Consider the following 22,597-nt stretch of genomic DNA (forward strand, 5'->3'; position numbering starts at 1 on the left):
GACCGCGCAGATCGCCGCCGACCCCGCCCTGACCGGCGGCGTCCGCGAGGCCCTGGCCGCGGGCACCCCGCCCGTCGCCGCCGTGCGCGCGGTGGTCGGCCGGTTCGCCGAGATGTTCGCCGCCGCGGGCGGGCTGCTCGCCGAGCGGGTCACCGACCTGCACTCGGTGCGCGACCGCGTCGTCGCCGCGCTGCTGGAGGCGCCCGCGCCCGGCGTCCCGGCCCTCACCGCGCCCAGCGTGGTCGTCGCCCGGGACCTCGCGCCCGCGGACACCGCCGCCCTGGACCTCGACCTGGTGCTCGCCATCGTCACCGAGGTCGGCGGACCCACCGGGCACACCGCGATCATCGCCGGGCAGCTCGGCCTCGCCTGCCTCGTGCAGGTCCCGGGGGTCACCGAGGTGCCCGACGGCACGACCGTCCTGGTCGACGGCCGGGCCGGGACGCTCGTGGTCGACCCCGGCCCGGACGCGGTCGCCCTGGTCGCCGAGCGCGCCGCCGCCGAGGAGGCGCTGGAGGGCGACACCGAGCCCGCCGCCACCGCCGACGGGCACCGCGTCGACCTGCTCGCCAACATCGGCACCGCCGCGGACGCCGAGCGCGCCGCCGCGGCCACCGACGCCCGGACCGTCGCGGGCAGCGGCCTGTTCCGCACCGAGGTGCTGTTCCTCGACGCGACCACCGCGCCGACCGTCGCCGACCAGCAGCGGGAGTACGCCGCCGCGCTCGCCGCCTTCGGGGACCGCAAGGTCGTCGTCCGCACGCTCGACGCCGGGGCCGACAAGCCGCTGGCGTTCGCGACGCTGCCCGACGAGGAGAACCCGGCGCTCGGCGTCCGGGGCTACCGCATCGGCCGGGCGCACCCGCACCTGCTGACCGACCAGCTCACCGCCCTCGCCGCGGCCGCCGCGCAGACCGGCACCGAGCCGTGGGTGATGGCCCCGATGATCTCCACCCCCGCCGAGGCGCGGGCGTTCGCGGCCGCCGCGCGGGCGGCCGGGCTGACCCGGGTCGGCGTCATGGTCGAGGTCCCCGCCGCCGCGCTGCGGGCCGGGGAGGTGCTCGCGGAGGTCGACTTCGTGTCGATCGGCACCAACGACCTCGCGCAGTACACGATGGCGTCCGACCGGCTGCGCGGCGAGCTCGCCGACCTGCTCGACCGGTGGCAGCCCGCCGTCCTCGACCTCGTCGCGTCCACCGCGAGCGCCGGGGCCGACCTCGGCAAGCCCGTCGGGGTGTGCGGGGAGTCGGCGGCGGACCCGCTGATGGCCCTCGTCCTGGTGGGCCTCGGGATCACCAGCCTCTCGATGGCCCCCGGCGCGGTCCCCGCGGTGCGGTCCGCGCTGCGGGCGCACACCCACGAGCAGTGCCGGGCGATGGCCCGCGCGGCCCGGACGGCCGCGGACCCGGAGTCGGCCCGGGCCGCCGTCGCGGCTCTCCTGGCCCCCGAGGTCGCGGCCCTCCTGGCCTGATCCTGCGGCCTGCGGTCGGCGTCCTCGAGGGCGGGGACCGCAGGCCGCCCCTCAGGGGGCGGGGGCGTACGTGATCGCGCGGACGCTGGCGAGCGTCGGGCTGCGGGTCGTGGCGCTGGCGTAGGGGCCGAGCCAGAGGCCGAGGAAGCCGCCCGCCGCGACGCTGTCCAGGTCGCCCGTGCGGACGGTGCCGACCCGGACCGGGGTCTCGTCGCCGTCGGCGGCCGTGAGGTGCAGGACGGCACCCCGGACCTCGACGCCCAGCGCCGTCGGGGCGTCGACCGGTCCGGGCAGCGTCGCCGCGCCGACCTCGTGGTCCTCCCCCGCCCGCCGGTGCACGGCGACCACGCGCCGACCGGGCGCGGTGCCGGGTCCCGGGCCGGGCACCGCCGTCACCGCGAGCCGCACGTGGTCCCGCTCCGACTGCCGGACCGCCAGCCCCACCTCGTCCCCGGCCCGCAGCGGCGCGGCGACGACGGCCCGCAGGTCCGCGTGGTGGTGCTGCAGCCGGATCCCGACGAAGGTGGGCGCGGCCACCGGGTCCGCGAGGGTCACGGGCCGCAGCGGCAGGTCCCAGCCGTCGGCGGCGGGGGTCGCCACCTGCGCCGGCAGGGCGCGCACGGCCGTCCACCGCAGGTCGTCCGGCAGCACCGGGCCCGACGCCCCGCCCTGCACCGCCGTCCGCGGACCGGTGGGCACCGCGAACGGCACCTCGACCTCCTGCGGCACCCGCCCGACGCCGGGCGCGAAGACCGGCCACCCGTCCTCCCAGGTCACGGGGACGAGGAACGCCTCCCGCCCCAGCGGGTAGTGGTACCCGCCGCACAGCCGCATCCCGAGCAGCACCGCCCACCAGGTCCCGTCGGCGGCCTCGACCAGGTCGGCGTGCCCGGTGCCGACGACGTCGACCGACCGCCCGAGGTGCCGGTGGGTGAGCACGGGGTTCGCGGGGTTCCCGCGGTACGGGCCGGTGACCTCGTCCGCGACGGCCACCGCGACGGCGTGGTGGAACTCGGTCCCGCCCTCGGCGGCGAGCAGGAGGTACCGGTCGCCGACGCGGTACAGGTGCGGCCCCTCGGCCCAGACGGCGCCCCGGACGGCGCCGGTCCACACCACGTGCTCCGGACCGACGAGCGTCCGGGTCGCCGGGTCGAGCTCGCGCACCCACACCTCGGTCTGCTGGTCCCACTCCGGGTCGGCGGCGAGGCGGGTGCCGTGCGCCCAGACCCGGCCGTCGGCGTCGAACAGCAGCGACGGGTCGATCCCGTCGACGTCCAGCCACGCCGGGTCCGACCACGGACCGGCCGGGTCGGTCGCCGTCATGACGAACGTGCCGTCCCGCACCCCCGCCGGGCGACGATCGCCGTCCCGGGCGACCAGCGTGCCGATCAGCCAGAACACCCCGTCGTGGTGCCGGAGCGTCGGCGCGTACAGGCCGCCGGAGGACGCGATCCCGGTGAGGTCGAGCTGCCCGGGCCGGTCCACGACGTGCCCGATCTGCTCCCACGTCGCGAGGTCGCGGCTGCGCAGCACCGGCAGGCCCGGCAGGTACTCGAACGTCGACGTGACGAGGAAGTAGTCGTCCCCGACGCGGCAGACCGACGGGTCCGGGTAGCAGCCGGGCAGCAGCGGGTTGGTGACGATCACCCGATCTTCACCTCGACGAGCCGGGGGTCGGCCCCGGTGACCTCGTGCACGGTGCCGGTCACCCGGAGCACCTGCCGGGGGGTCGCCGTGCCCGGGACGGGGTGCCGCTCGTGGGTGCGGGCGCTGGCGATGGCGCCGTCCGTGGACGACGTGACCTCGACGGCCGCCGCCGACGCCGCCGCGTGCGACGCGACCCAGACCTGCACGTCGCCGGGCTCCACGACGCGGACCCCGCGCCGGTCGGCGAACGCGAGGCGCGTCGTCGGCACCCGGAACGTCACCTGGCGGCGCTCCCCCGCCGCCAGCGCGACCCGGGCGTAGCCGAGCAGCTGCGCCACCGGGCGGGCCACGGTCGCGAGCACGTCGCGGCCGTACACCTGCACGACGTCCGTCCCGGCGCGGTCGCCCGTGTTGGCGACGGTCACCGTGACCTCGAACGTCCCCGCCGCGTCGACCTCGGGGTCCACCCGCAGGTCGGCGTAGCCGAACGTGGTGTAGCCGAGCCCGAAGCCGAACGGCCGCACGGGCGTGGGGTCGGTGGCGGTGACGTCGGACGGCCCGCCGAGCACCGGGTGCAGGTAGCGGTACGGCTGCGCGCCCGCCGAGCGCGGTAGCGACACCGGCAGCCGGCCCGAGGGGTTCACCGCGCCGGTCAGCACGTCCGCGAGCGCGTCGCCGCCGCCCTCGCCGGGGAAGAACGCCTGGAGCACCGCCGCCGGGCGCGGGCCCGCCCCGTCCAGCGCCCAGCCGATCGCGTACGGGCGGCCGGTCACCAGCACCAGCACCACCGGCGTCCCGGTCGCGACCACGGCGTCCACGAGCGCGCGCTGCACGCCGGGCAGGTCGAGGGACTCGGCGTCGTTGCCCTCGCCGACCGTGCCGCGGCCGAACAGCCCCGCCTGGTCGCCGACGACGACCACCGCGACGTCCGCGCCGCGCGCCGCGTCGACCGCGGCCGCGAACCCCTCGGTGCCGGTGCCCTCGACGGTGCAGCCCTCGGCGTGCACCACCTCGACGCCGTCGCCCGCCTGCGCGCGGACGGCGTCCAGGACGCTGCGGATCTCGAAGCCGAGCGGGACGCCCGGGTGGTGCGCGAGCACGTGGTTCGCGAACGAGTAGCAGCCCATCAGCGCCTCGGTGCGGGCGGCGTTCGGGCCGAGCACGGCGACGCGGCGCGGGCCCGCCTGGTCGGCGGCGCCCCCGAGCCGCAGCGGCAGGACGCCGTCGTTCGCGAGCAGCACCACGGACTCCTGGGCGAGCCGCCGAGCGAGGTCCCGGTGGTGCGGCGCGTCCAGGTCGACGTGCGTCGGCGGCTCGCCCGCGAAGGCGTCCGGCTCCAGCAGGCCCAGGTCCTCCTTCTGCGCGAGCACCCGCAGCACCGCGCGGTCCACCAGGCGCTCGTCCACCAGCCCGGCGCGCACCCGCTCCACCAGGGGCGCGAGGTACGCGTCGCCGGTGGGCAGCTCGACGTCGATCCCGGCCGCGAGCGCGAGCGCCGCCGCCTCGCCCCGGTCGGCGGCCACCCCGTGCATCACCTCGAGGAACGCGACGGCGAAGTAGTCGGCGACCACCACCCCGTCGAACCCCCACCCGTCGCGCAGCAGGTCGGTGAGGTAGGTCGGGTCCGCGGCGGTCGGCACCCCGTCCACCGCGACGTACGCGTTCATCACCGACCGGGCGCCGCCGTCCCGCACCGCCATCTCGAACGGCGGCAGGTACACGTCCGCGATCTCGCGCGGACCGGCGGACAGCGGCGCGTGGTTCCGGCCGCCGACGGAGCCCGAGTACCCGACGAAGTGCTTGAGGGTGGCGTGCACCCCGCCGTCCTGCAGCCCGCGCACGTAGGCGGTGCCGACCGTGCCGACCAGGTACGGGTCCTCGCCGATGCACTCGTCCACCCGCCCCCAGCGGGGGTCGCCGACGACGTCGAGCACCGGTGCGAGGCCCTGGTGGATGCCGAGCTCGCGCATCGAGGCGCCGATCGCCCGGCCCGCCTCCTGCACCAGGTCCGGGTCGAACGACGCGCCCCACGCCAGCGGCGTCGGGTAGGTCGCGGCCTGCCACGCGGCGAGCCCGGTCAGGCACTCCTCGTGCACCAGCGCGGGGATGCCGAGCCGGGTCTCGCGCCGCAGCCGGCGCTGCTCCGCCCACAGCCACGCCGCGCGCTCGACCGGGTCGACCGGACGCGTGCCGTACACGCGGGTGTAGTGGCCCAGGCCGTGCCGGGTGATCTCCGGCAGCGCGCCGGCGTCGGCCTGCCCGGCGGTCATCTCGGACTGCATCGGCGCGACGGTGCCGTTCTGGTCCAGCCAGTAGCCGACCAGCTGGGCGACCTTCTCCTCCAGCGTCATCCGGGCGTGCAGGTCGCGCACGCGGTCGGACGTGACGGGCAGAGCAGGCAGGTCGGGACGGTGGTGCTCGGACACGCGGGTGCTCCTCGGGAGGCGGGTGGGCGCGTCAGCCCTTGACGGCGCCGGTGAGCCCGCCGACGATCCGCCGCTCGAAGAGCGAGAAGAAGATCAGCGCGGGGATCATCGACAGGGACGTGAACGCCAGCACCCGGGCGGTGTCGACGGAGTACTGCGAGGCGAACGACTGCACGCCGAGCGGCAGCGTGTACGCCGACTCGTCGTTGAGGACGAACAGCGGCAGCAGGTAGGAGTTCCAGCTCGCCACGAACGCGAGGATGCCGACCGTCACGACGCCGGGCACCGACAGCGGGACGACCATCCGCCAGAAGAACCCGAGGCGGCTGGCGCCGTCGATGGCGGCGGCCTCCTCGAGCTCCTTCGGGATGGCCCGCAGGAACGGCACCAGGATGATCACGGTGGTCGGCAGCGCGAACGCGACCTGCGGCAGGATGATCCCGCCGAGGCTGTTCATCAGCCCGAGCTCGCGGATCATGATGTACAGCGGCGTGATCGCCACGGTCATGGGGAACATCAGCCCCGCCGCGAACAGCGAGTACAGCGCCCCGCGGCCCGCGAACTCGTAGCGGGCGAGCACGAAGCTCACCATCACGCCGAGGATCACGACGCCGATCGTGGTGGCGACGCCGCAGATCGCGGAGTTGCCGAACTGCTGCCAGAACAGCGGGCTGGTGAGCACGTCGACGTAGTTGCCGAACTCCCACGTCGTCGGGAAGCCCGACGGGTCCAGCGTGATCTGCGAGTTGGTCCGCAGCCCGCCCAGCACGATGTACGCGACCGGCGCGATGCACACGCCGACCAGCAGCCAGGCGACCACGTAGACCAGCGGGTTCACCCGCTCCAGGGCCCTGCCCCGCCGGCGGGGTGCCGGCGGGCGGGAGGCGGGCAGCGGGGGTGCCTGCACGGCGGTGGCCGCCATCACTTCGTCCTCTCCGTGAGCGCGCCCTCGGTGTCCCGGCGGAGCACGAAGCGCTGGTAGGTCAGCGCGATGACCAGCGAGATCACGAACAGCACCACGGCGACGGCGTTGCCGAACCCGTAGTTCCCGGCGCCGCGTCCGTTGACGACCATGTACGTCGCCATCGTCGAGGTGCCCGCCGTCGCGGCCACGAACTGGCCCCAGATGATGTAGACGAGGTCGAACAGCTGCAGCGAGCCGATGATCGACAGGAACGCCCAGATCCGGATGGTCGGGCCGAGCAGCGGCAGCGTGATCGCACGCTGCGACTGCCAGTAGGACGCGCCGTCGATGGCGGCGGCCTCGTGCAGCTCCTCGGGGATCGACTGCAGGCCCGCGAGGAACAGGATCACCGCGAAGCCCAGGTACTTCCACGTGATGATCAGCATGAGCGACCAGATCGCGACGTCCGGGTCGGCGAGCCAGTCCACCGCCCAGCCGGACAGCCCGAGCTTGTCGAGCAGGTCGTTGACCGCACCGGTGGTCTGGAGCATCAGCGACCAGCCGGTGCCGACGATGACCTCGGAGATCACGTACGGCACGAAGATCAGCACCCGGATGAGCGAGCGCCCGCGGATCCGGCGGTTGAGCAGCAGCGCCAGCACCACCGCGGCGGGGCCCTGCAGCAGCAGCGACAGCACGACGATGACGGCGTTGTGCCGCAGGGCGTCGTGGAACGTCGGGTCCTGCAGGATCGTGACGTAGTTGCGCAGGCCCACGAAGTCGGTGGGGACGCCGAAGCCCTTCCAGCTGAAGAACCCGTAGTACGCCGCCATCACGACCGGGAAGATCACGAAGGCGAGGAAGACCAGCACCGCCGGGCCGGACAGCAGCGTGATCTCGGCCCGCTGCCGCCACGACCCGCCGCGCCGTCCCCGTGCCCGGGTCCGGCCCCGGGAGGCCGGGGCCGGCGCCGTGGTGGCACCGTCCCCGGCCGCCGGTGTCCCGGCGGGCGTCGTCAGGGCCGGAGCGCCGGCCCGCGATCCGCTCATGGTGTGCTCACTCCTTGGCGGCCGCGCCCGCCACGGCGGAGACGATGTCGTCCGGCGTGCCCGACCCGGCGAGCATGTTCACCACGCCGGTGTTGAGGGCGTTGCCGACGTTGGCGCCGTACAGGGTGTCCAGCCAGAGCTGCACGTAGGGCGCCTCGTTGTACGCCGCGAGCACGTCGAGCAGGGCCGGGTCGGTGACCACGCTCTGCGCGTCCTTGCTGGCGGGCAGCGTCTGGAACGCCGTCGCGTACTTCTCCTGGTACTCCTGCTGCACCGCGAAGTTGAGGAAGTCCGCGCACTCCGGCGGGGCCTCGGCCGAGCAGCTGAACCCGTCGACGCCGCCCATCATGGCGCCGTCGCCGCCCTCACCGCCGTCCACGGCCGGGAACGGGAACCAGCCCAGGTCGGCCAGCGGCTGCTGGTCCGGGGTGAGCGACGCGATGACGCCCGGGTCCCAGGCGCCCATGAGCTCCATCGCCGCCTGGTGGTTGGCGAGCAGGCCCGCCGACGAGCCCGCGCCCTGCTGGGCGCTGGTGGTGAGGTAGCCCTCGTTGAACGGCTCGGTGCCCGCGAACGCCTCCAGGTCCTCCCCGGCCTTCAGCCAGCAGTCGGCGCTGAAGTCCTTCGACGCCGCGGCCTCGTCCATCGTGTCCTGCGAGCACTCCCGCAGGGCGAAGAAGTAGTACCAGTGCGCGGCGGGCCAGGCGTCCTTCGCGCCGAGCGCGATGGGCTGGATGCTCGCGTCCTTGAGCTTCTGGACGGCGTCCTCGAGCTCGTCGACGGTCGTCGGCGTCTCGGTGATCCCGGCCTGCGCGAACAGGTCCTTCGAGTAGTAGATGCCGCCCGGGAGGACCGACATCGGCATGCCGTAGACCGACCCGTCGATGGTGAACGCGCTGAACGGCGCGTCACCCAGGGCCGCCTTCGTGTCGTCCGTGATGAGGTCGGTGAGGTCCATGGCCTGCCCGGCCTCGACCACGTCGGCGAGCTTGCCGCCGCCGCGCGCCAGGAAGATGTCCGGGGCGTCGCCCGAGTTCAGGGCGGTCTGCAGCTTGCCGTCCATGTCCTCGTTCTGGATGGCCTGGATCGAGATGGTCACGCCCGGGTTGGCCTCCTCGAACGCGGCGACCGTGTCCTCCCAGAACGCCTTGCCGTCGCCGGTCGTCGAGTTGTGCCAGAACGTCATCGCGGTGGAGCCGTCGCCGCCCCCGGAGCCGGAGTCGTCGCTCCCGCCGCAGGCGGTCAGGCCCACGGCTCCCACGAGCACGGCGGCCGAGACCGCCAGCGCCTTCTTCGCCTTCATGAGATCTGCCCTCTTCGTCGAGTGGACGGGCGTCGCGGCGGTGCGGCGCCCGGAGATCACGTGCGGTCGTCGTCGACCGGGTCTGTCGTAGGAGGGACTCTGGCAGGTGCCGAACTGTGACGTCAACCGTTGTCGATAACGTTTTAGTACCGCGTACGATGGCGAGCATGGCACGCCGGGTGACGATCACGGACGTCGCCCGCGAGGCGGGCGTCTCCGTCGCGACCGTCTCGAAGGTCATCAACGGACGCGACGGCATCGCCCGGACCACCGCCGCGCACGTGCAGGAGGTCGTCGGGCGGCTCGGCTACGAGCAGAGCATCGTCGCGCGCTCCATGCGCTCGCACCGCACCCACGTCATCGGGGTGCTCGTCGCCGAGTTCGAGCCGTTCAGCACCCAGATCCTCACCGGCGCCGGCGCCGCGCTGGAGGGCACCGGCTACGCGCTGCTCGCGTACACCGGCGGCGGGCCCGCCGCCGTCGGCTGGGAGCGGCGGTACCTCGCCCGGCTCAGCGGCACCCTGGTCGACGGGGCCGTCCTCGTCACCCCCACCATCGAGGGCGTGGACGACGAGGTCCCCGTCGTGGCCGTCGACCCGCACGCCGGACCCGGCGCCATGCCCACGGTCGACTCCGAGAACCACGAGGGCGCCGTCCTCGCGACCCGGCACCTGCTCGACCTCGGGCACACCCGCATCGGCTTCCTCGGCGGCCGCCCCGACCTCGAGTCGTCCCGCGCCCGCGAGGCCGGGTACCGCGCGGCGCTCGCCGCCGCCGGGCTGCACCCCGACCCCGCGCACGTCCGCTCCGGCGAGTACCGCCGCGCCGACGCCGTCGAGCCCGCGCGCGCCATGCTCAGCACCCCGCACCCCCCGACCGCCGTGTTCGCCGCCAACGACCAGTCCGCGCTCGGCATCCTCGACGCCGCCGCCGCGCTCGGGGTCCGGGTGCCGCACGACCTGTCCGTCGTCGGGTTCGACGACATTCCCGAGGCCGCCGCCGCGACCCCGCCGCTCACCACCGTCCGGCAGGAGCTGCAGGAGATGGGCGCGCGGGCGGTGCGGCTGCTGCTCGGGGTCCTCGCCGATCCCGAGGCCACCGCGGAGCCCGAGCACGTGCGGCTGCCGACGACGCTCGTGGTCCGCGCGTCGACCGCGCCGCCGCCTGCCTGACCTCGTCCGACCGCGTCGGACCCGTCAGGCCGCGCGGACGAGGGCGACCGCGACGTCGCGGGCGACGCCCGGGGCCGCCGCGCCCCGCAGCCGCATCGCCAGGTCGCCGCTGACGACGAGGAGCAGCCGCTCCGCGAGCGCCGCCGCCCCGTCCCCCGCGACCGGGCGGGCGAGGTCGGTCAGCCGGGTGCGCAGCGCGTCGGTGTCCGCGCGCACCGCCGCGGCGACCTCGGGCGGCGCCTCCGCGTACTCGGCAGCCGCCCCGAGGAACGCGCACCAGCGCGCCCCGTCCGGGCGGGCCCGGAACTCGGCGGACGCGTCGAGCACGGCCAGCAGCCGGTCCTCGTCGGTGGTCGCGCGCTCGACCGCCGCGTCCCACGTCGCCAGCCACGCGCGGTGCCGCCGGGCCAGCGCGGCGGCGACCAGCGCCTCCTTGCTCGCGTAGCCGCGATACAGCGTCGCCGCCGACACCCCGGCGCGCTCCAGGACGGCGTCCACCGGCGTCGCTGCGATGCCGCGGGTGAAGAACAGCTCCTCCGCGGCGTCGAGCAGGCGGGTCTCGGTGCCCGTGCGGATCGCCATGCCCCCACCCTATGCTCGAAACATGAAACGCTCGTTTTCGTTCCGCCCCGGACCGGGGGCGCTGGTGGTCGCCTCGACCGGGTTGATCGCCGCGACGTACGGGCTGGTCCGCCTCGCGTACGGCCTGGTGCTTCCGGACGTCCAGCGGGACCTCGGCCTGGACGCCGGCGCCGCCGGGCTGGTCGGCACGGCGTCCTCCCTGGTCTACGTCGCCGCGGCGCTCGTCGGTCTCGTGCTCGCCCACCGGCGCCCCCGGTCGCTGGTCACCGCGGCGGGCGCGACCGCCGGGCTCGGCGCCGCGGTGATGTCCCTCGCAGCCGACCCCGGGGTGTTCGGGGTGGCGGCCGCCGTGAGCTCGGCGGGCGCGGGGCTCGCCTCCCCCGCCCTGGTGCGGGTGGTCGCCCGGAACGTGCGCCCCGGGGGCGTCGACCGGGCGCAGACCACCGTGAACGCGGGCACCGGCCCCGGCCTCGTCCTCGCGGGCCTGCTCGCCCTCGCGCTGCTGCCGGACTGGCGCCGCGCGTGGCTCGTCGTCGCGGTCGCGACGGCGCTCGTCACGGTCGCCGTCCTGCTGCTGGACCGCGGCGACGGCACCACCCCGGCGCGGGCCCGGACCACGCTGCCGCCACCGTCCTGGTTCGCCGCGCACGCGCGGGTCGTCGTCGCCGCGCTGCTGCTCGGCACCGGCTCGGCGGCCGTCTGGACCTACGGGCGCGCGGCCCTCGTCGAGGCCGGGGCGAGCACCACCGTCTCCGTCGTCGCGTGGGTGGCGCTCGGCGCCGGGGGCCTCGCCGTCATCGGCACCTCGGGCTGGCTCACCGCGCTCGGGCCGGGACGCGCCTGGGGCGTGAGCGCGCTCGCCGTCGCCGCCGCGTCGGCCGCCCTGGCGGCGGTGCCCGGGTCCACGCCTGGGGCGCTGGCGGCGTGCGCGGTGTTCGGGTGGGGGTACACCGCCGCCACCGGCGCACTCATCGCCTGGACCGGGCGGCTCGACCCGGACCGGGCACCCGCCGGGACGTCGCTGCTGTTCGTGCTGCTCGTGCTCGGGCAGGCCGCGGGGGCGGCGCTCGCCGGGGCGCTCGTCGCCGGACCCGGGTACGCGGCGGCGCTGCTGGTCGCGGGTGCCGTCGCGCTCGCGGCGGCGGCCGTCGCGGGACGTGGACCCGGTCCGGCGGCGCGCACCGGGCGCCCGCGCACCGTCGGGGCCGAGCACCGCACGGTCTGAGCGCTGGTCTCCGCAACCCCGAGCCGAGCCGACAGTCGAGCACTTGTGCAACAGGTTGCTGCACAAACGCCCGATCTTCGGAGCGGCAGCGGCTGATGGCCGCTCGACCCGTCGGTGCCGAGCACCGCACCGCCTGAGCGTCGGTCCGCGCACACGCGCCTCGCGCGGGGCGATCGTCCAACAAGCCGTTGGACGATCGCCCCGGTGTCCCGTCACGGGGTGCGCCGCCTGCGCGGCCGCCGCCTCTCCCGCCACCTCCGCCGCGTTGTTCGCCGTCGGTCCACCCCCGCCTCACCCCCTGGACACCCGGCAGGAGTCGGATGCCACCATGACGACCATGACCCCGCGTCCCGCCCTGCCCGCCCGTCCCGTCGAGCAGGTCGGGGTCTCCGGCCACCGCGGCGCGTCGTTCGAGCTGCCGGAGAACACCCTGGCGGCGTTCCGGCGCGCGCTGGAGCACGGCGCGGACGGCATCGAGCTCGACGTCGCGCTGACGTCCGACGGCGTGGCGGTGGTGCTGCACGACGAGTCGGTGGACCGCACGACGGACGGCACGGGGTCGGTCGCCGACCTGACGCTCGCGCAGGTGCGCGCGCTGGACGCCGGCGGTGGGGAGCGGGTGCCGACGCTGGACGAGGTGCTGGCGCTGGCGGCGGGCCGCGCCGAGGTGAACATCGAGATCAAGGCCGCCGACGCCGCACCGGCGGTGGCGGAGGTCGTGGCCCGGCACCCGGGGCTGACGTGGTTCGCGTCCTCGGGCCAGTGGGACGCGCTGGAGGAGCTGCTGGCGCTGGTGCCCGGCGCGCGGGTGTATCCGCTGACGCTGGGGGTCGCCGGGCCGGAGCACCTGCGCGCCATCGGGATCGCGGCGGGGTACACGGACGAGCAGATCGACGTCGAGATCGAGCGGTTCTCGCACCTGGGCCGCCCGCTGCACGAGGCGCTGGACTTCGCCGCGCGGGTCGGCGCGGCGGGGGTGTCGACGTGGGCCGAGGGCCTGGGCGCGCAGGACGTGGCGACGATCCACGCGGCCGGGCTCGCGGCGTGGGTGTGGACGATCAACGACGCCGACCGCGCCGAGGAGCTGATGCGGATGGGCGTCGACGCGATCTGCACCGACGACCCGGCGACGCTGCTCGCCCGGCGGGCGGCCGTCGCAGGCTGACCCGACCGGGGCTGTGGCCGGCCGGCCCCGACGGTCAGCCCGCGAGCGCGACCTCGTCGTGCGGCGCGATCCCGAAGGTCTGCCCCGGGTACCGCAGCCCGGCGAAGTACATGTTCGCGTGCGCCACCACCTGCTCCGCCGACACGGCGACCCCGCCCCACACGGCGTCGGTGGTCGTGTGCGCGTCCGACACCAGCGTGACGTCGAACCCCCGCACGGCGGCGGACTGCGTAGTCGTGCGCACGCAGTAGTCGCTCTGCGCCCCCGCGACGACCAGCCGCGTCGCGCCCAGCCCCGCCAGCACCTCCGCGAGGTCGGTGCCCGCGAACGCGTCGCGGTACGCCTTGCCGACGACCGGCTCCGACGCCAGCCGGTGCAGCGGCGCGGCCAGCGCCCAGTCCGGCTCGCCCGGCTCCCACACCGCGTGGTCCTGCACCCACACCACCGGCACACCCTCGGCCCGCGCGCGGCGGACCAGGGCGTCGGTCCGGGCGAGCACGCCGTCCGCGTCGAGGCAGCCGGGCAACACGCCCACCTGCAGGTCGATGACGAGCAGGACGGTGCGCGGGTCGCTCATCCCCGCATCGTGGCAGACCCCAGCGCCCACGCGAGCAGGACCTCCGGGTCCGCCGCCGCCATCCCACCGCGCACCACGAGGTCGGCCCGCTCGAACCGCTCGTCCAGCGGGTCCACGACGCTCGGGATCGCGAGGCAGCGCATCCCGGCGGCCTTCGCGGCGAGCACCCCGGGGACGGCGTCCTCGACCACCAGGCAGTCCACGGGCTCGACGCCCACGCGGCGCGCGGCCTCGAGGAACACGTCGGGCGCGGGCTTGCCCGCCGCGACCTCCGCCGCCGAGACGTGCGCCGTGAGGACGTCGTCCAGCCCGACGACGTGCAGGCCAGCCGCGATGGCCTCCCGGGGCGACCCGGAGGCGACGACCTGCGGGACCCCCGCCGCGGCGAACGCGCGCACGAGCGCCGCCGTCGGCGCGAACCCGCGCAGGAACGGCAGCCCGGCGGCGTACGCGGCCATCTTGCGGCGGCCGAGGTCGGCGAGGTCGACGTCGACGCCCAGAGCGTCCGCCATCGCGGCCATGACCTCGTCGCCGCCCAGGCCGACGAACGCCCGCTTGAACTCCGGGGTGATCGTCACGCCGTGGCTCGCGAACGCCTCGCGCTCGGCCTCGAACAGCACGGTCTCGGTGTCGACCAGCACGCCGTCCAGGTCCCAGAGCACCGCCCCCGGCGGCCGTCCCGCGGTCACGACGCGTCCCCGTCGGTCGGCACGTCGAGCGTGCGCGGGGCGCGGTAGGCGAACTCCCGGTCCGCCTCGGTGATGACCCGCAGCACCCGGGCGGGCACGCCGCCGACCACGACGCCGGGCGGGACGTTCGCCGCCACCACCGCACCGGCCGCGACCACGGACCCGCGCCCGATGGTCACCCCGGGCAGCACCGTGACGTGGGCACCGATCCACACGTCGTCCTCGATCACCACCGGCGCGGAGAACTGCGCCCCCGTCGCGCGGACCTCCGGGTGCAGCGGGTGCCCCGCGGTCGCGATGGTCACGTGCGGGCCGAACATCACGCGGTCGCCGAGGTGCACCGGGGAGTCGTCGACGATCGTCGCTCCGGTGTTCAGGTAGACCCCGGAGCCGACGTGGGTGTGCACCCCGTAGGCGACGTAGAGCGGCGGCTCGACCCACACGTGCTCGCCGACCGACCCGAACGTCTCCCGCAGCAGCCGCTCGCGGTTCGCGAGGTCGCGCGGCTCGAGGGCGTTGTACTCCCGCGCCCGCTCCTTGCCGCGCACGCGTGCTTCTTCGAGGGCCTCCAGGCCCGGCCCGACGTCCGTGTACAGCTCCTGCGCGGCCATCCGCCGCCGGACGTCCTGCTCCCGCTCGTCCACCTGAACACCCCTTCGCGTCCGGACCACACCACGTCGTGTGTACGTGCGTACGCGAAAAACCTACCACCTGGTAGTGCTCGTGGCGTCAGGCGGGCCGGATCGTGACCCGCTCCGCGAGCCCGGAGACCTCCAGCACGAACACCGCCAGGTCGGGCGCCTGGTCGACGACGAGCAGGCCCGCACCGGTCCGCACCTGCAGGACCCGGGCCAGCAGGGCGATCGCCGAGGAGTCGACGAACGTCACCCCGGCCATGTCGACGACGTCCACCCCGACCAGGTCGCCGTCGTCGACGGTCTCCGTGAAGTCCCGGACCACCGGGTGGTCGACGTCGCCCGCCAGGCGCAGCACCTCGGGGCTCCCGGGGTCGACCCAGGCGCGGCCGTGCGCCGTCGGCTCGGGCAGGGTCGGGTCGTCCACCGTCATGTCCCCAGTCTGACGAATCTCGGGCGGTCCGGCGCGCTGACCTGCGGTGGCCGATCCGCGCGAGCCGGGAGAGCCTGGACGCCGACCACCCCGACAGCACCCGGAGGCAGTGTGAGCGACGACCCGCGGCAGACGGACGACGAGGGCCTGGAGCCGTCCCGCCCACCGGCCCGCTTCCAGCCCGTGCGCCGGTGGGTCCTCGTCGACACCGACGCCCTGGCCGAGGTCCGCCGCGAGCTGCTGGACGAGATCACCGCGGGCGACGCGGAGCACCAGGACACCCTGGAGGGCATCCCGAAGCGGATGATCCTGGTCGCCTCCGAGCTCGCCACCAACGCCCTCACCCACGGGCTGCCGCCGACCATCGTGTCACTCGGGTCGGACGGGCACGACTACCTGCTCGACGTCGCCGACCACGACCTGTCGAGCCAGCCGCGGTTCGCCGGGCAGCGCGCGCCGGGGCTCGGCGGGTTCGGCCTCCAGATCGCGCGGCGGCTGTCCCAGGAGGTCGGGTGGTACGCCACCGGGACGACCAAGCACGTGTGGGCGGTGTTCGCGGCGCAGGGCTGACGTCAGCGGCCACCGGTGGTCGCGGCCGCGAGCCGGACGGCCAGCGCCGCGCCCGCCTCGGCCAGGGCCGGCGGGCCGACCACCGTGAACGGCGCGTCGAACCGGAGCACCCAGGCCAGCACGCCCGTCCACGACCACGAGCCGATCCGCACCCGGCACGTCCCCTCGTCGACCGCGATCAGCTCGCCGTCCCCCAGCCACGGCACGACCTCGGCGGCGGGCCGGTGCAGCACGACCTCGCCCACGCACGGCCACGCGTCCTCGGTGGCCCCCTTGGCCCGCGCCGCCACGAACGTCCGCGCGTCCCCGGTCGGGACCGGACGCGGGGCGAACCGCGCCCCGGTCGGGGTGCGTGGCACCAGCCGGTCCAGGCGGAACGTCCGCCAGTCGTCCCGGTCCAGGTCCCACGCCACCAGGTACCAGCGGCCGCCGCGCGCGACGACCGCGTGCGGCTCGGTCCGCCGGGGGTCCTCGGCGTCGCCGTACCCGAACCGCAGCACCCGCTGCTCCCGGGTCGCCGCACTGACCGCCGCGAGCGTCGCGGGATCGACCCGCACCGGCGTCCCCGCATCCGCGAACCGGATGCCGTCCACGCGGTGCCGCAGCCGCGACGGCAGCACCTGCCGCACCGTCGCCAGCGCGCGGGCCGCCGCCTCCTCGACGTCGACGCCCGTGGACGGCACGGATCCCAGCGCGACCGCGAGCGCGACCGCCTGCTCGTCGTCGAACAGCATCGGCGGCAGGTCCGTGCCCGCCGCCAGCCGGTACCCGCCGTCCGGGCCCATCACCGCCGTGACCGTGTACCCGAGCTCGCGCAGCCGGTCGACGTCGCGCCGCACGGTGCGCACCGTGACGCCGAGCCGGTCCGCGAGGTCCTGCCCGGACCAGTCCCGACGCACCTGCAGCAGCGACAGCAGCGCGAGCACACGCGTCGAGGTCCCAAGCACGTCCCCAGTGTGGCGCAGGTCGAGGACCGTACCTGTCCTCGACCCCGTCCAGGGTGGTCGCACGGCACCGGATCCCCCGGCGCCGCACCGCACCCCGGAGGACGCGACCATGAGCCTGACCACGACCACGCACCTGAACTTCCGCGGCACCGCCCGCCCCGCGCTGGAGTTCTACCGCTCGGTGCTCGGCGGCGACGTCGCCGTCACCACCTACGCCGACCTGGGGATGCCCGCGGACGCGCCCGGGGCGGACGGCGTCGTCTTCGGGCTGCTGACCACCGGCGACGGGCTGCGCCTCATGGCCTACGACATCCCGGGCGGCGCCGGGGGCGAGGCCGCCCTGGCCCCCGGGAGCACCCGCCGGGAGAACGGCATGACGTTCACCGACCAGCCGTTCTTCCAGTCCCTGCAGGCGTCCTCCCTCGACGAGGCGACCGCGGTGTGGGACCGGCTCGTCGAGGGCGGGACCGTCGTCGAGCCGCTGGCCGCCTCCGCGTGGAGCGCCGGGTTCGGGATGCTCACCGACCGGTTCGGCGTCACCTGGGTCGTGGACGTCCGTCCCGCCGAGCAGCCCTGAGCGAGGTCGAGCCTGGCCACGGGGCCCCGCCCACCCGGCGGGACCCCGTGGAGGAGGAACCGTGGGACGCCCGGAGCCGAAGTGCCCGATCCGGCCGGGTGACGCGTGCACCCTGTGCTTCCCGGGGGCCGACGGACCGCAGAACTGCGGGCTGGTGTGGCTCGTCATGGACGACCAGGAGCAGCGCGACGAGCTGCACGAGAAGGCGGTCGAGCACCGGCGGCGCCAGGCGGGCTGAGCGCGCCGGCTCCGGCGTCAGCGCACGGGACGGTCGAACCTCACCGACGCGGTGTGCGGCCCGACCGGCGACGTCACGCACCCCAGGAGCGCCGGGACGAGCGCGCCGACGACGTCGACGGACCAGCGGTCGCTCGCGACGTGGACCGCCACCTCGTCCCGCTCCCGGACCAGGTCACCGACCTGACGGAACGCCGCGACGCCCCGGACGAGGTCGAGGAGCCGCGCACCCGTCTCGTCCCGACCGTCCTCGTCGACCGCGAGCGCCAGGCGGCCGACCACGACCTCGGCCGCAGGCCCGACATCGGCGGCCAGCCAGGAGTCGAGCACCCGCACCGCCGGGTCGGTCACCGGCCGTGCGGCCGCCGGGGCGCTGACCGTCACGCCGTCGACCGCGCGGACACCGACCCGCCGGAGGGTCGCCTCCACCGTGCGCACGGCGGTCGCGAGCACGCGCGCGCTCGCGCCGTCGGCGGTCGTCGGGCGGAACGCGAAGACCGCCCTCCCGGCGTCGCGCGCGCCCGGGGACCATTCCCCCTCCTCGACCTCCCAGAGGAAGGCGGCGGACGGGCTCACCCACGCGCTCGTCCACCCGAGCGCCGCGCCGTACTCCATGGCGAGCCCACCGAGGTCGACCTCGTCGAGCGGGACGGCGCCCGCGGCGACCCCCGCGCAGGTGACGGCGATGGTGACCACGTCCGGGTCGGCGGTCACGGGGTGCGGCCGGTCGTCCGATCGGCGGTGACCACGGGCGACCGGTGCAGATCCACGGCCACGACGCTACGCCACGGGGCGCACCGCTCGACGGGCGCTGCCGCAGACCGGACCGCGCTGCACCCCGAGGGCGGCGCCGACTGTTCGGCCGGCTCCCGCATGCACCCGCCCGCCTACCGCGCCGGGTGCCGTGGAGACACGGCTGTGCAACCCCCTCTGAAAACAGGGGGTTGCTCGGCGATCGCTTCATCCCCGCTGCGTCGACTCCTACGTTCGCGCCCACGGACGAGACGATCGGAGGGCTTCCCCGCCGGGCCGGGAGCCCACGTGGCGAGGGCTCGTGAGATGACATGAGGGAATCGATCCACCGTGAGCACTTTCCAGTCCTGTGCACGACGGTCCGGCTTCGCCGGGTCGGCGAGTGTCGTCGTCCTGACGCTCTGCGCTCTGCAGGGACACGCCGACCCGGGGCCGGGCGAGGCCGAGCGTGCCGCGCGGGCGATCGCCCGCGTCGCACCCACCGAGGTGCTGGCGCCCGAGGTCTCGGACGAGGGCGAGCTGATCGCGCAGGGAGCGCACGCGGCACTGCTCCCGGAGACAGGCGCTGGCGACGTGCGCGTCGGCGCGATGTCGATCACGTTGCCAGCGCCCGGTACCAGCGGTGAGGTGACGGACGACGGCACCGTCGTCTACCCGGGGGACGGCGTCGCGCCGACGACCGCCGTCCAGGACGAGGGCGACTCCCTCCGCATCCAGACGGTCGTCCCGCTCGACGGCACGACCGAGTTCGCCTACGGGATCCGCGGCGCGGCCCCGGTCGTGCGCGAGGACGGCGGAGTGGACCTGATCGACACCGAGACCGGCGGTTCGCTGCGCCAGGTGCTCGCCGCAATCGATGCCCCGTGGGCTCTCGACGCGCTCGGGTCGCCGGTCGCGACGAGCTACCGCGTCGACGACGGCCAGGTCGTGCAGGTGATCGAACCTGACGAGGGCACCGTGTTCCCCGTCGTCGCCGACCCACGCATCACCTTCGGGATCGGGGCGTACGTCTCGCTGAACCGCACCGAGATCCGCGCGGCCGCTTCTGCCCTGGGCGCGCTCTCGGCGGTGAGCGGCGCCGCGGGCTGCGTGGCGCTCGGTGAGGCGATCAAGGGCGCGAAGCTGGTGCCCTGGATCAAGTACGCCTGCGGGGCGCTGGGGTTCAATCCGCTGATGGGCATCCTCAAGAGCCTGCTGTCGACGGTGGAGTCGCACTACACCGCCTCGTGCTACCAGGCGCGCGTCCCCGCCCAGCAGCCCGCGTGGAAGGCGGTACCCGCGAAGAACTGCGTACCGTTCGACAAGTCCTTCACCTTCTGAGAGGACAGACCGTGAACGCGATCCGACCCGCTCGACCGCTGGAACCGGACTCCCACCGCGAGCAGGCGACCACCAGGACCTGGACGTCGCGCCTCCGGTCGTGGTCACCCGCGGTGCTCGGCGCGGTCGTGGCCGTCATCGCCTCGACCTGGTTCCCGCACCACCGGCTGCTGGCGACGGGCGTCGTCACCCTGGCGCTCGTCGCGGCCGCGTGGGCGACCCGTGCAGTGATCCACCACCGCCGACGGAAGCCGGTGGCGCTCGACACGCACGGCCGCCCCTGACACCTGGAGCGCGTGACGGAGCACGTGGGACCGGCCCGCCCGTAGCCGGGCCGGTCCCGGACGGTCAGCCGACCAGCGCGACATCCACCTCGGCGCGCCCCGCACCCCGCACGCCCGGGACACGGACCTCACGCGTCGCGCACCGAGCGGGCGTCCTGGAGCAGCCGAGCCACGTGCAGGGTCACGAACGCGCGTTCGTCCTGCTCGACCTCCGCGTCGAACGCCATCCCGAGCAGGAAGCAGATGCGGCCTGCGCAGGCGTACGCCTCGGGGTAGACCTGCGCGATGGACGCGACCAGGTCGCCCGGGGTGGCCTCGATCTGCTTGCCGCTGTCGAGTCGCGCGAACACGTACCGCAGGTGCGTGACGAACCGGGTCGCGCTCATCGAGGCGCGGTCGACCTCGACGTCGAACGTCCGGTCGACGATGTCGAGGATCTGCGCGACCGTCTCGGTCATCCGCACGCCGCGGTGCAGCCCGGTCTCGGTGAACTGGGCGTTGACGAGGTGCAGCGCGATGCTCGCCGCCTCGTCGTCGGGCAGGTCGATACCGTGCTGCTGCCGGATGAGCTCGACACCGCGCCGCCCGATCGCGAGCTCCTGCGGGTAGAGCTGCTGGATCTCCCACTTCAACGGGTTCTCGAGGGGGATGCCGTCGCGCGCCCGCTGGCACGCGAACGTGATGTGGTCCGCGATCGCGACGATCATCGCCTGCGGTGGCTTCTGGGTCAGCGCCGTGTCGCCGGACTCGCAGATCTGGGTCGCGATGCGGATGTTCTCCAACGGGATGTCCGTGAGGAACGCGCCCAGCTTCTCGATCGGCTGGGAGGTGCTCGCGACGAAGACGCGCTCAGCGGCCTCGCGCGGCAGGTCCGCGCCCTTCGGGTACTGGTAGGCGATCCCCAGTCCCATCGCGACGATGTCGCGGTCGCCCTCGCTGGCGACGACCGCGTTGTTGTTCAGGATCTTCATGACCCGCATGTGGCTGCTCCTGGGGGGGGTCTGCGGGGCCGGTGCCGGGGCACCGGCCCCGCAGGGTGTCGAGGTGGTCGCGCGGTCCGCGTCGTTGCGTGCTCGTCGACCGCCGGAGCGTGCGACGTGCCCCCGCGCGTCAGAGGTCGGACAGGTCGCCGCCGTTCGTGGCGATGACCCGCCGGTACCAGTCGAAGGACTTCTTGCGGAAGCGGTCGAACGTGCCGTTGCCCTCGTCGTCGGCGTCGACGTAGACGAACCCGTACCGCTTGGACATCTGGCAGGTCGACATGGACACGATGTCGACGCAGCCCCACGGGGTGTACCCGAGGACCTGGGCCCCGTCGGCGATCGCGAGGCCGATCTGCTCGATGTGCTGCCGGAAGTACTCGATGCGGTAGTCGTCCTGCACGGTGCCGTCCTCGAGCACGTCGCGGGCACCCACGCCGTTCTCCACGATGAACAGCGGCAGCTGGTACCGGTCGTACAGCTCGGTGAGGCTGTACCGCAGACCCTTCGGGTCGATCTGCCAGTTCCACTCGGTGACGTCGAGGTACGGGTTCTTCGCGCCCGAGGTGAGGTTGCCGCTGACCTTCTGCATGCCGGTGTCGTCGCGGGTGGACACCATCGACATGTAGTAGCTGAACGACACGTAGTCCACGGTGCCGTCCTTCATCGCCTCGAGGTCGCCGTCGGCGATGTCGACGTGGAAGCCCTTGCGGGCCCACTCCTCGTGGAGCCACGTCGGGTACTCCCCGCGGACCTGCACGTCGGAGTACAGGAAGTTCTCGCGGTTGGTGCGCAGCGCGACCAGGGCGTCGTCCGGGTGGCAGGTCATCGCGTAGTGCAGCGTGCGGGTGAGCATCACGCCCATCTGCGCGCCCGGGACGAGCTCGCGCATCAGGGTCGCGGTCTTCGCCGCGGCGACGAACTGGTGGTGCAGGGCCTGGTAGACGGCCTCCTCGGTGTCCATGCCCGCGAACTGGTCGAGCACGATCCCGGCGGTGGTGAACGAGTGCCGGAAGATCGAGTCGATCTCGTTGAACGTCAGCCAGTACGTCACGTACTGCCCGTACTCCTCGAAGCACACCCGCGCGAACCGCAGGAAGTGGTCGACGAGCGCACGTTCGTGCCAGCCCTTCCGGTCGATGCTGAACGTCAGCGGCTGCTCGTAGTGGTGCAGCGTCACCACCGGCTCGATGTCGCGCTCGCGCATCGCCGCGAACAGCCGGTGGTAGAACGCCACGCCCTCGGCGTTGGGCTCGAGCTCCTCGCCGGTCGGGAACAGGCGGGTCCACTGGATCGACACGCGCAGGGAGCGGAAGCCCATCTCCTGCATCAGGTCGAGGTCCTCGGCGTACCGGTGGTAGAAGTCGTTGCCGCGCCGCTTGGGGTACATCCCGGTGCCCTCGTGGGCGAGGGCGGCCTGCACGTCGGCCGTGGTGACGGTGTGCGCCCCCTGGTAGTCCGTCGGGTCGAGCCGCGGCTTGTACGTCGTGGCGTCGGCGACCGAGAGGCCCTTGCCGCCGACGTCCCACGCGCCCTCGCACTGGTTGCCCGCGAGCGCCCCGCCCCACAGGAACCCGGGCGGGAAGGACGGCGCCGTGGGCCCGAGGTCCAGGACGGGTGCGCTCGTGGTCTGCGTGTCAGTCATGTGCTG

The 22,597-nt window shown here is 74.8% G+C and carries 23 protein-coding genes; 9 read left to right on the top strand and 14 right to left on the bottom strand.

The features are described 5' to 3' along the window. Positions 1-1,471 (top strand): putative PEP-binding protein (locus EBM89_RS09590; RefSeq protein WP_147463511.1); only part of this gene is annotated, 1,471 nt, incomplete at its 5' end. A gap of 51 nt (positions 1,472-1,522) precedes the next feature. Here EBM89_RS09590 and EBM89_RS09595 read toward each other — a convergent pair. The 5 genes from EBM89_RS09595 to EBM89_RS09615 are packed head-to-tail and all read right to left on the bottom strand — an operon-like array spanning position 1,523 to position 8,800. Continuing rightward, positions 1,523-3,118, bottom strand: coding sequence for a glycoside hydrolase family 43 protein (locus EBM89_RS09595; protein ID WP_122149218.1), 1,596 nt, complete (start codon positions 3,116-3,118; stop codon positions 1,523-1,525). Beyond that, a complete protein-coding gene (locus EBM89_RS09600; RefSeq protein ID WP_233571651.1) occupies positions 3,115-5,544 on the bottom strand; it encodes a beta-xylosidase/alpha-l-arabinosidase in 2,430 nt (809 codons plus the stop codon). The genes EBM89_RS09595 and EBM89_RS09600 overlap by 4 nt, the downstream gene beginning before the upstream one ends. A 31-nt stretch (positions 5,545-5,575) precedes the next feature. After that, positions 5,576-6,466: a carbohydrate ABC transporter permease gene (locus tag EBM89_RS09605; protein ID WP_122149219.1), complete on the bottom strand. Its 891-nt coding sequence runs from the start codon at positions 6,464-6,466 to the stop codon at positions 5,576-5,578. Beyond that, entirely contained in the window at positions 6,466-7,497 is a 1,032-nt protein-coding gene (locus tag EBM89_RS09610) for a carbohydrate ABC transporter permease (RefSeq protein WP_122149220.1), read from the bottom strand. The genes EBM89_RS09605 and EBM89_RS09610 overlap by 1 nt, the downstream gene beginning before the upstream one ends. Before the next feature lie 7 nt (positions 7,498-7,504). After that, positions 7,505-8,800, bottom strand: coding sequence for an extracellular solute-binding protein (locus EBM89_RS09615; RefSeq protein ID WP_122149221.1), 1,296 nt, complete (start codon positions 8,798-8,800; stop codon positions 7,505-7,507). A gap of 167 nt (positions 8,801-8,967) precedes the next feature. Here EBM89_RS09615 and EBM89_RS09620 point away from each other — a divergent pair, with 167 nt between their 5' ends. Further along, positions 8,968-9,972: a LacI family DNA-binding transcriptional regulator gene (locus EBM89_RS09620; RefSeq protein ID WP_122149241.1), complete on the top strand. Its 1,005-nt coding sequence runs from the start codon at positions 8,968-8,970 to the stop codon at positions 9,970-9,972. Positions 9,973-9,996: 24 nt separating this feature from the next. Here the strand turns inward: EBM89_RS09620 and EBM89_RS09625 are convergent, their stop codons facing one another. Continuing rightward, positions 9,997-10,554: a TetR/AcrR family transcriptional regulator gene (locus EBM89_RS09625; protein ID WP_122149222.1), complete on the bottom strand. Its 558-nt coding sequence runs from the start codon at positions 10,552-10,554 to the stop codon at positions 9,997-9,999. A gap of 22 nt (positions 10,555-10,576) precedes the next feature. Here EBM89_RS09625 and EBM89_RS09630 point away from each other — a divergent pair, with 22 nt between their 5' ends. Next, positions 10,577-11,779, top strand: coding sequence for an MFS transporter (locus EBM89_RS09630; protein WP_122149223.1), 1,203 nt, complete (start codon positions 10,577-10,579; stop codon positions 11,777-11,779). A gap of 337 nt (positions 11,780-12,116) precedes the next feature. Then, the gene (locus tag EBM89_RS21185) at positions 12,117-12,944 is read left to right on the top strand and encodes a glycerophosphodiester phosphodiesterase (protein WP_158609608.1); all 828 of its coding nucleotides are present in this window, start codon (positions 12,117-12,119) and stop codon (positions 12,942-12,944) included. A 34-nt stretch (positions 12,945-12,978) separates the two neighbouring features. On the opposite strand, the gene EBM89_RS09640 is transcribed toward EBM89_RS21185, so the two are convergent. From EBM89_RS09640 to EBM89_RS09655, 4 genes are all read right to left on the bottom strand, one after another. Next, complete coding sequence (locus EBM89_RS09640) at positions 12,979-13,521, bottom strand: cysteine hydrolase family protein (RefSeq protein ID WP_122149224.1); 543 nt, start codon at positions 13,519-13,521, stop codon at positions 12,979-12,981. Then, the gene (locus EBM89_RS09645) at positions 13,518-14,210 is read right to left on the bottom strand and encodes an HAD family hydrolase (RefSeq protein ID WP_122149225.1); all 693 of its coding nucleotides are present in this window, start codon (positions 14,208-14,210) and stop codon (positions 13,518-13,520) included. The genes EBM89_RS09640 and EBM89_RS09645 overlap by 4 nt, the downstream gene beginning before the upstream one ends. Next, entirely contained in the window at positions 14,207-14,854 is a 648-nt protein-coding gene (locus tag EBM89_RS09650; protein ID WP_233571652.1) for a sugar O-acetyltransferase, read from the bottom strand. The genes EBM89_RS09645 and EBM89_RS09650 overlap by 4 nt, the downstream gene beginning before the upstream one ends. A gap of 85 nt (positions 14,855-14,939) precedes the next feature. After that, entirely contained in the window at positions 14,940-15,278 is a 339-nt protein-coding gene (locus EBM89_RS09655) for an STAS domain-containing protein (protein ID WP_122149226.1), read from the bottom strand. A gap of 111 nt (positions 15,279-15,389) precedes the next feature. Here EBM89_RS09655 and EBM89_RS09660 point away from each other — a divergent pair, with 111 nt between their 5' ends. Further along, the gene (locus EBM89_RS09660; RefSeq protein ID WP_199732049.1) at positions 15,390-15,848 is read left to right on the top strand and encodes an ATP-binding protein; all 459 of its coding nucleotides are present in this window, start codon (positions 15,390-15,392) and stop codon (positions 15,846-15,848) included. A gap of 2 nt (positions 15,849-15,850) precedes the next feature. On the opposite strand, the gene EBM89_RS09665 is transcribed toward EBM89_RS09660, so the two are convergent. Next, complete coding sequence (locus tag EBM89_RS09665; protein ID WP_122149227.1) at positions 15,851-16,795, bottom strand: helix-turn-helix transcriptional regulator; 945 nt, start codon at positions 16,793-16,795, stop codon at positions 15,851-15,853. Between the two features lie 109 nt (positions 16,796-16,904). Between EBM89_RS09665 and EBM89_RS09670 the strand changes: the two genes are divergently transcribed. Both EBM89_RS09670 and EBM89_RS21810 read left to right on the top strand, forming a co-directional pair. After that, a complete protein-coding gene (locus tag EBM89_RS09670; RefSeq protein WP_122149228.1) occupies positions 16,905-17,372 on the top strand; it encodes a VOC family protein in 468 nt (155 codons plus the stop codon). Between the two features lie 61 nt (positions 17,373-17,433). Beyond that, positions 17,434-17,610 carry a DUF6767 domain-containing protein gene (locus EBM89_RS21810; RefSeq protein ID WP_199732050.1) on the top strand — a complete coding sequence of 59 codons (177 nt, stop codon included), beginning with the start codon at positions 17,434-17,436 and terminating at the stop codon, positions 17,608-17,610. 17 nt (positions 17,611-17,627) lie between these two features. On the opposite strand, the gene EBM89_RS09675 is transcribed toward EBM89_RS21810, so the two are convergent. After that, positions 17,628-18,323, bottom strand: a complete 696-nt coding sequence (locus tag EBM89_RS09675; RefSeq protein ID WP_122149229.1) for a hypothetical protein — start codon at positions 18,321-18,323, stop codon at positions 17,628-17,630. 369 nt (positions 18,324-18,692) lie between these two features. On the opposite strand from EBM89_RS09675, the gene EBM89_RS09680 reads away from it, so the two are divergent. Both EBM89_RS09680 and EBM89_RS09685 read left to right on the top strand, forming a co-directional pair. After that, on the top strand, positions 18,693-19,682 hold the full coding sequence (locus EBM89_RS09680) for a hypothetical protein (RefSeq protein WP_122149230.1): 990 nt from the start codon (positions 18,693-18,695) through the stop codon (positions 19,680-19,682). Between the two features lie 11 nt (positions 19,683-19,693). Then, positions 19,694-19,966: a hypothetical protein gene (locus tag EBM89_RS09685; RefSeq protein WP_122149231.1), complete on the top strand. Its 273-nt coding sequence runs from the start codon at positions 19,694-19,696 to the stop codon at positions 19,964-19,966. Positions 19,967-20,094: 128 nt separating this feature from the next. On the opposite strand, the gene EBM89_RS09690 is transcribed toward EBM89_RS09685, so the two are convergent. Continuing rightward, positions 20,095-20,946: a PRD domain-containing protein gene (locus EBM89_RS09690; RefSeq protein ID WP_122149232.1), complete on the bottom strand. Its 852-nt coding sequence runs from the start codon at positions 20,944-20,946 to the stop codon at positions 20,095-20,097. Between the two features lie 130 nt (positions 20,947-21,076). Then, complete coding sequence (locus EBM89_RS09695) at positions 21,077-22,591, bottom strand: glycoside hydrolase family 1 protein (RefSeq protein WP_122149233.1); 1,515 nt, start codon at positions 22,589-22,591, stop codon at positions 21,077-21,079. Positions 22,592-22,597: the final 6 nt, after the last annotated feature.

This window comes from Cellulomonas triticagri (assembly GCF_003696205.1).
Classification (GTDB): domain Bacteria; phylum Actinomycetota; class Actinomycetes; order Actinomycetales; family Cellulomonadaceae; genus Cellulomonas; species Cellulomonas triticagri.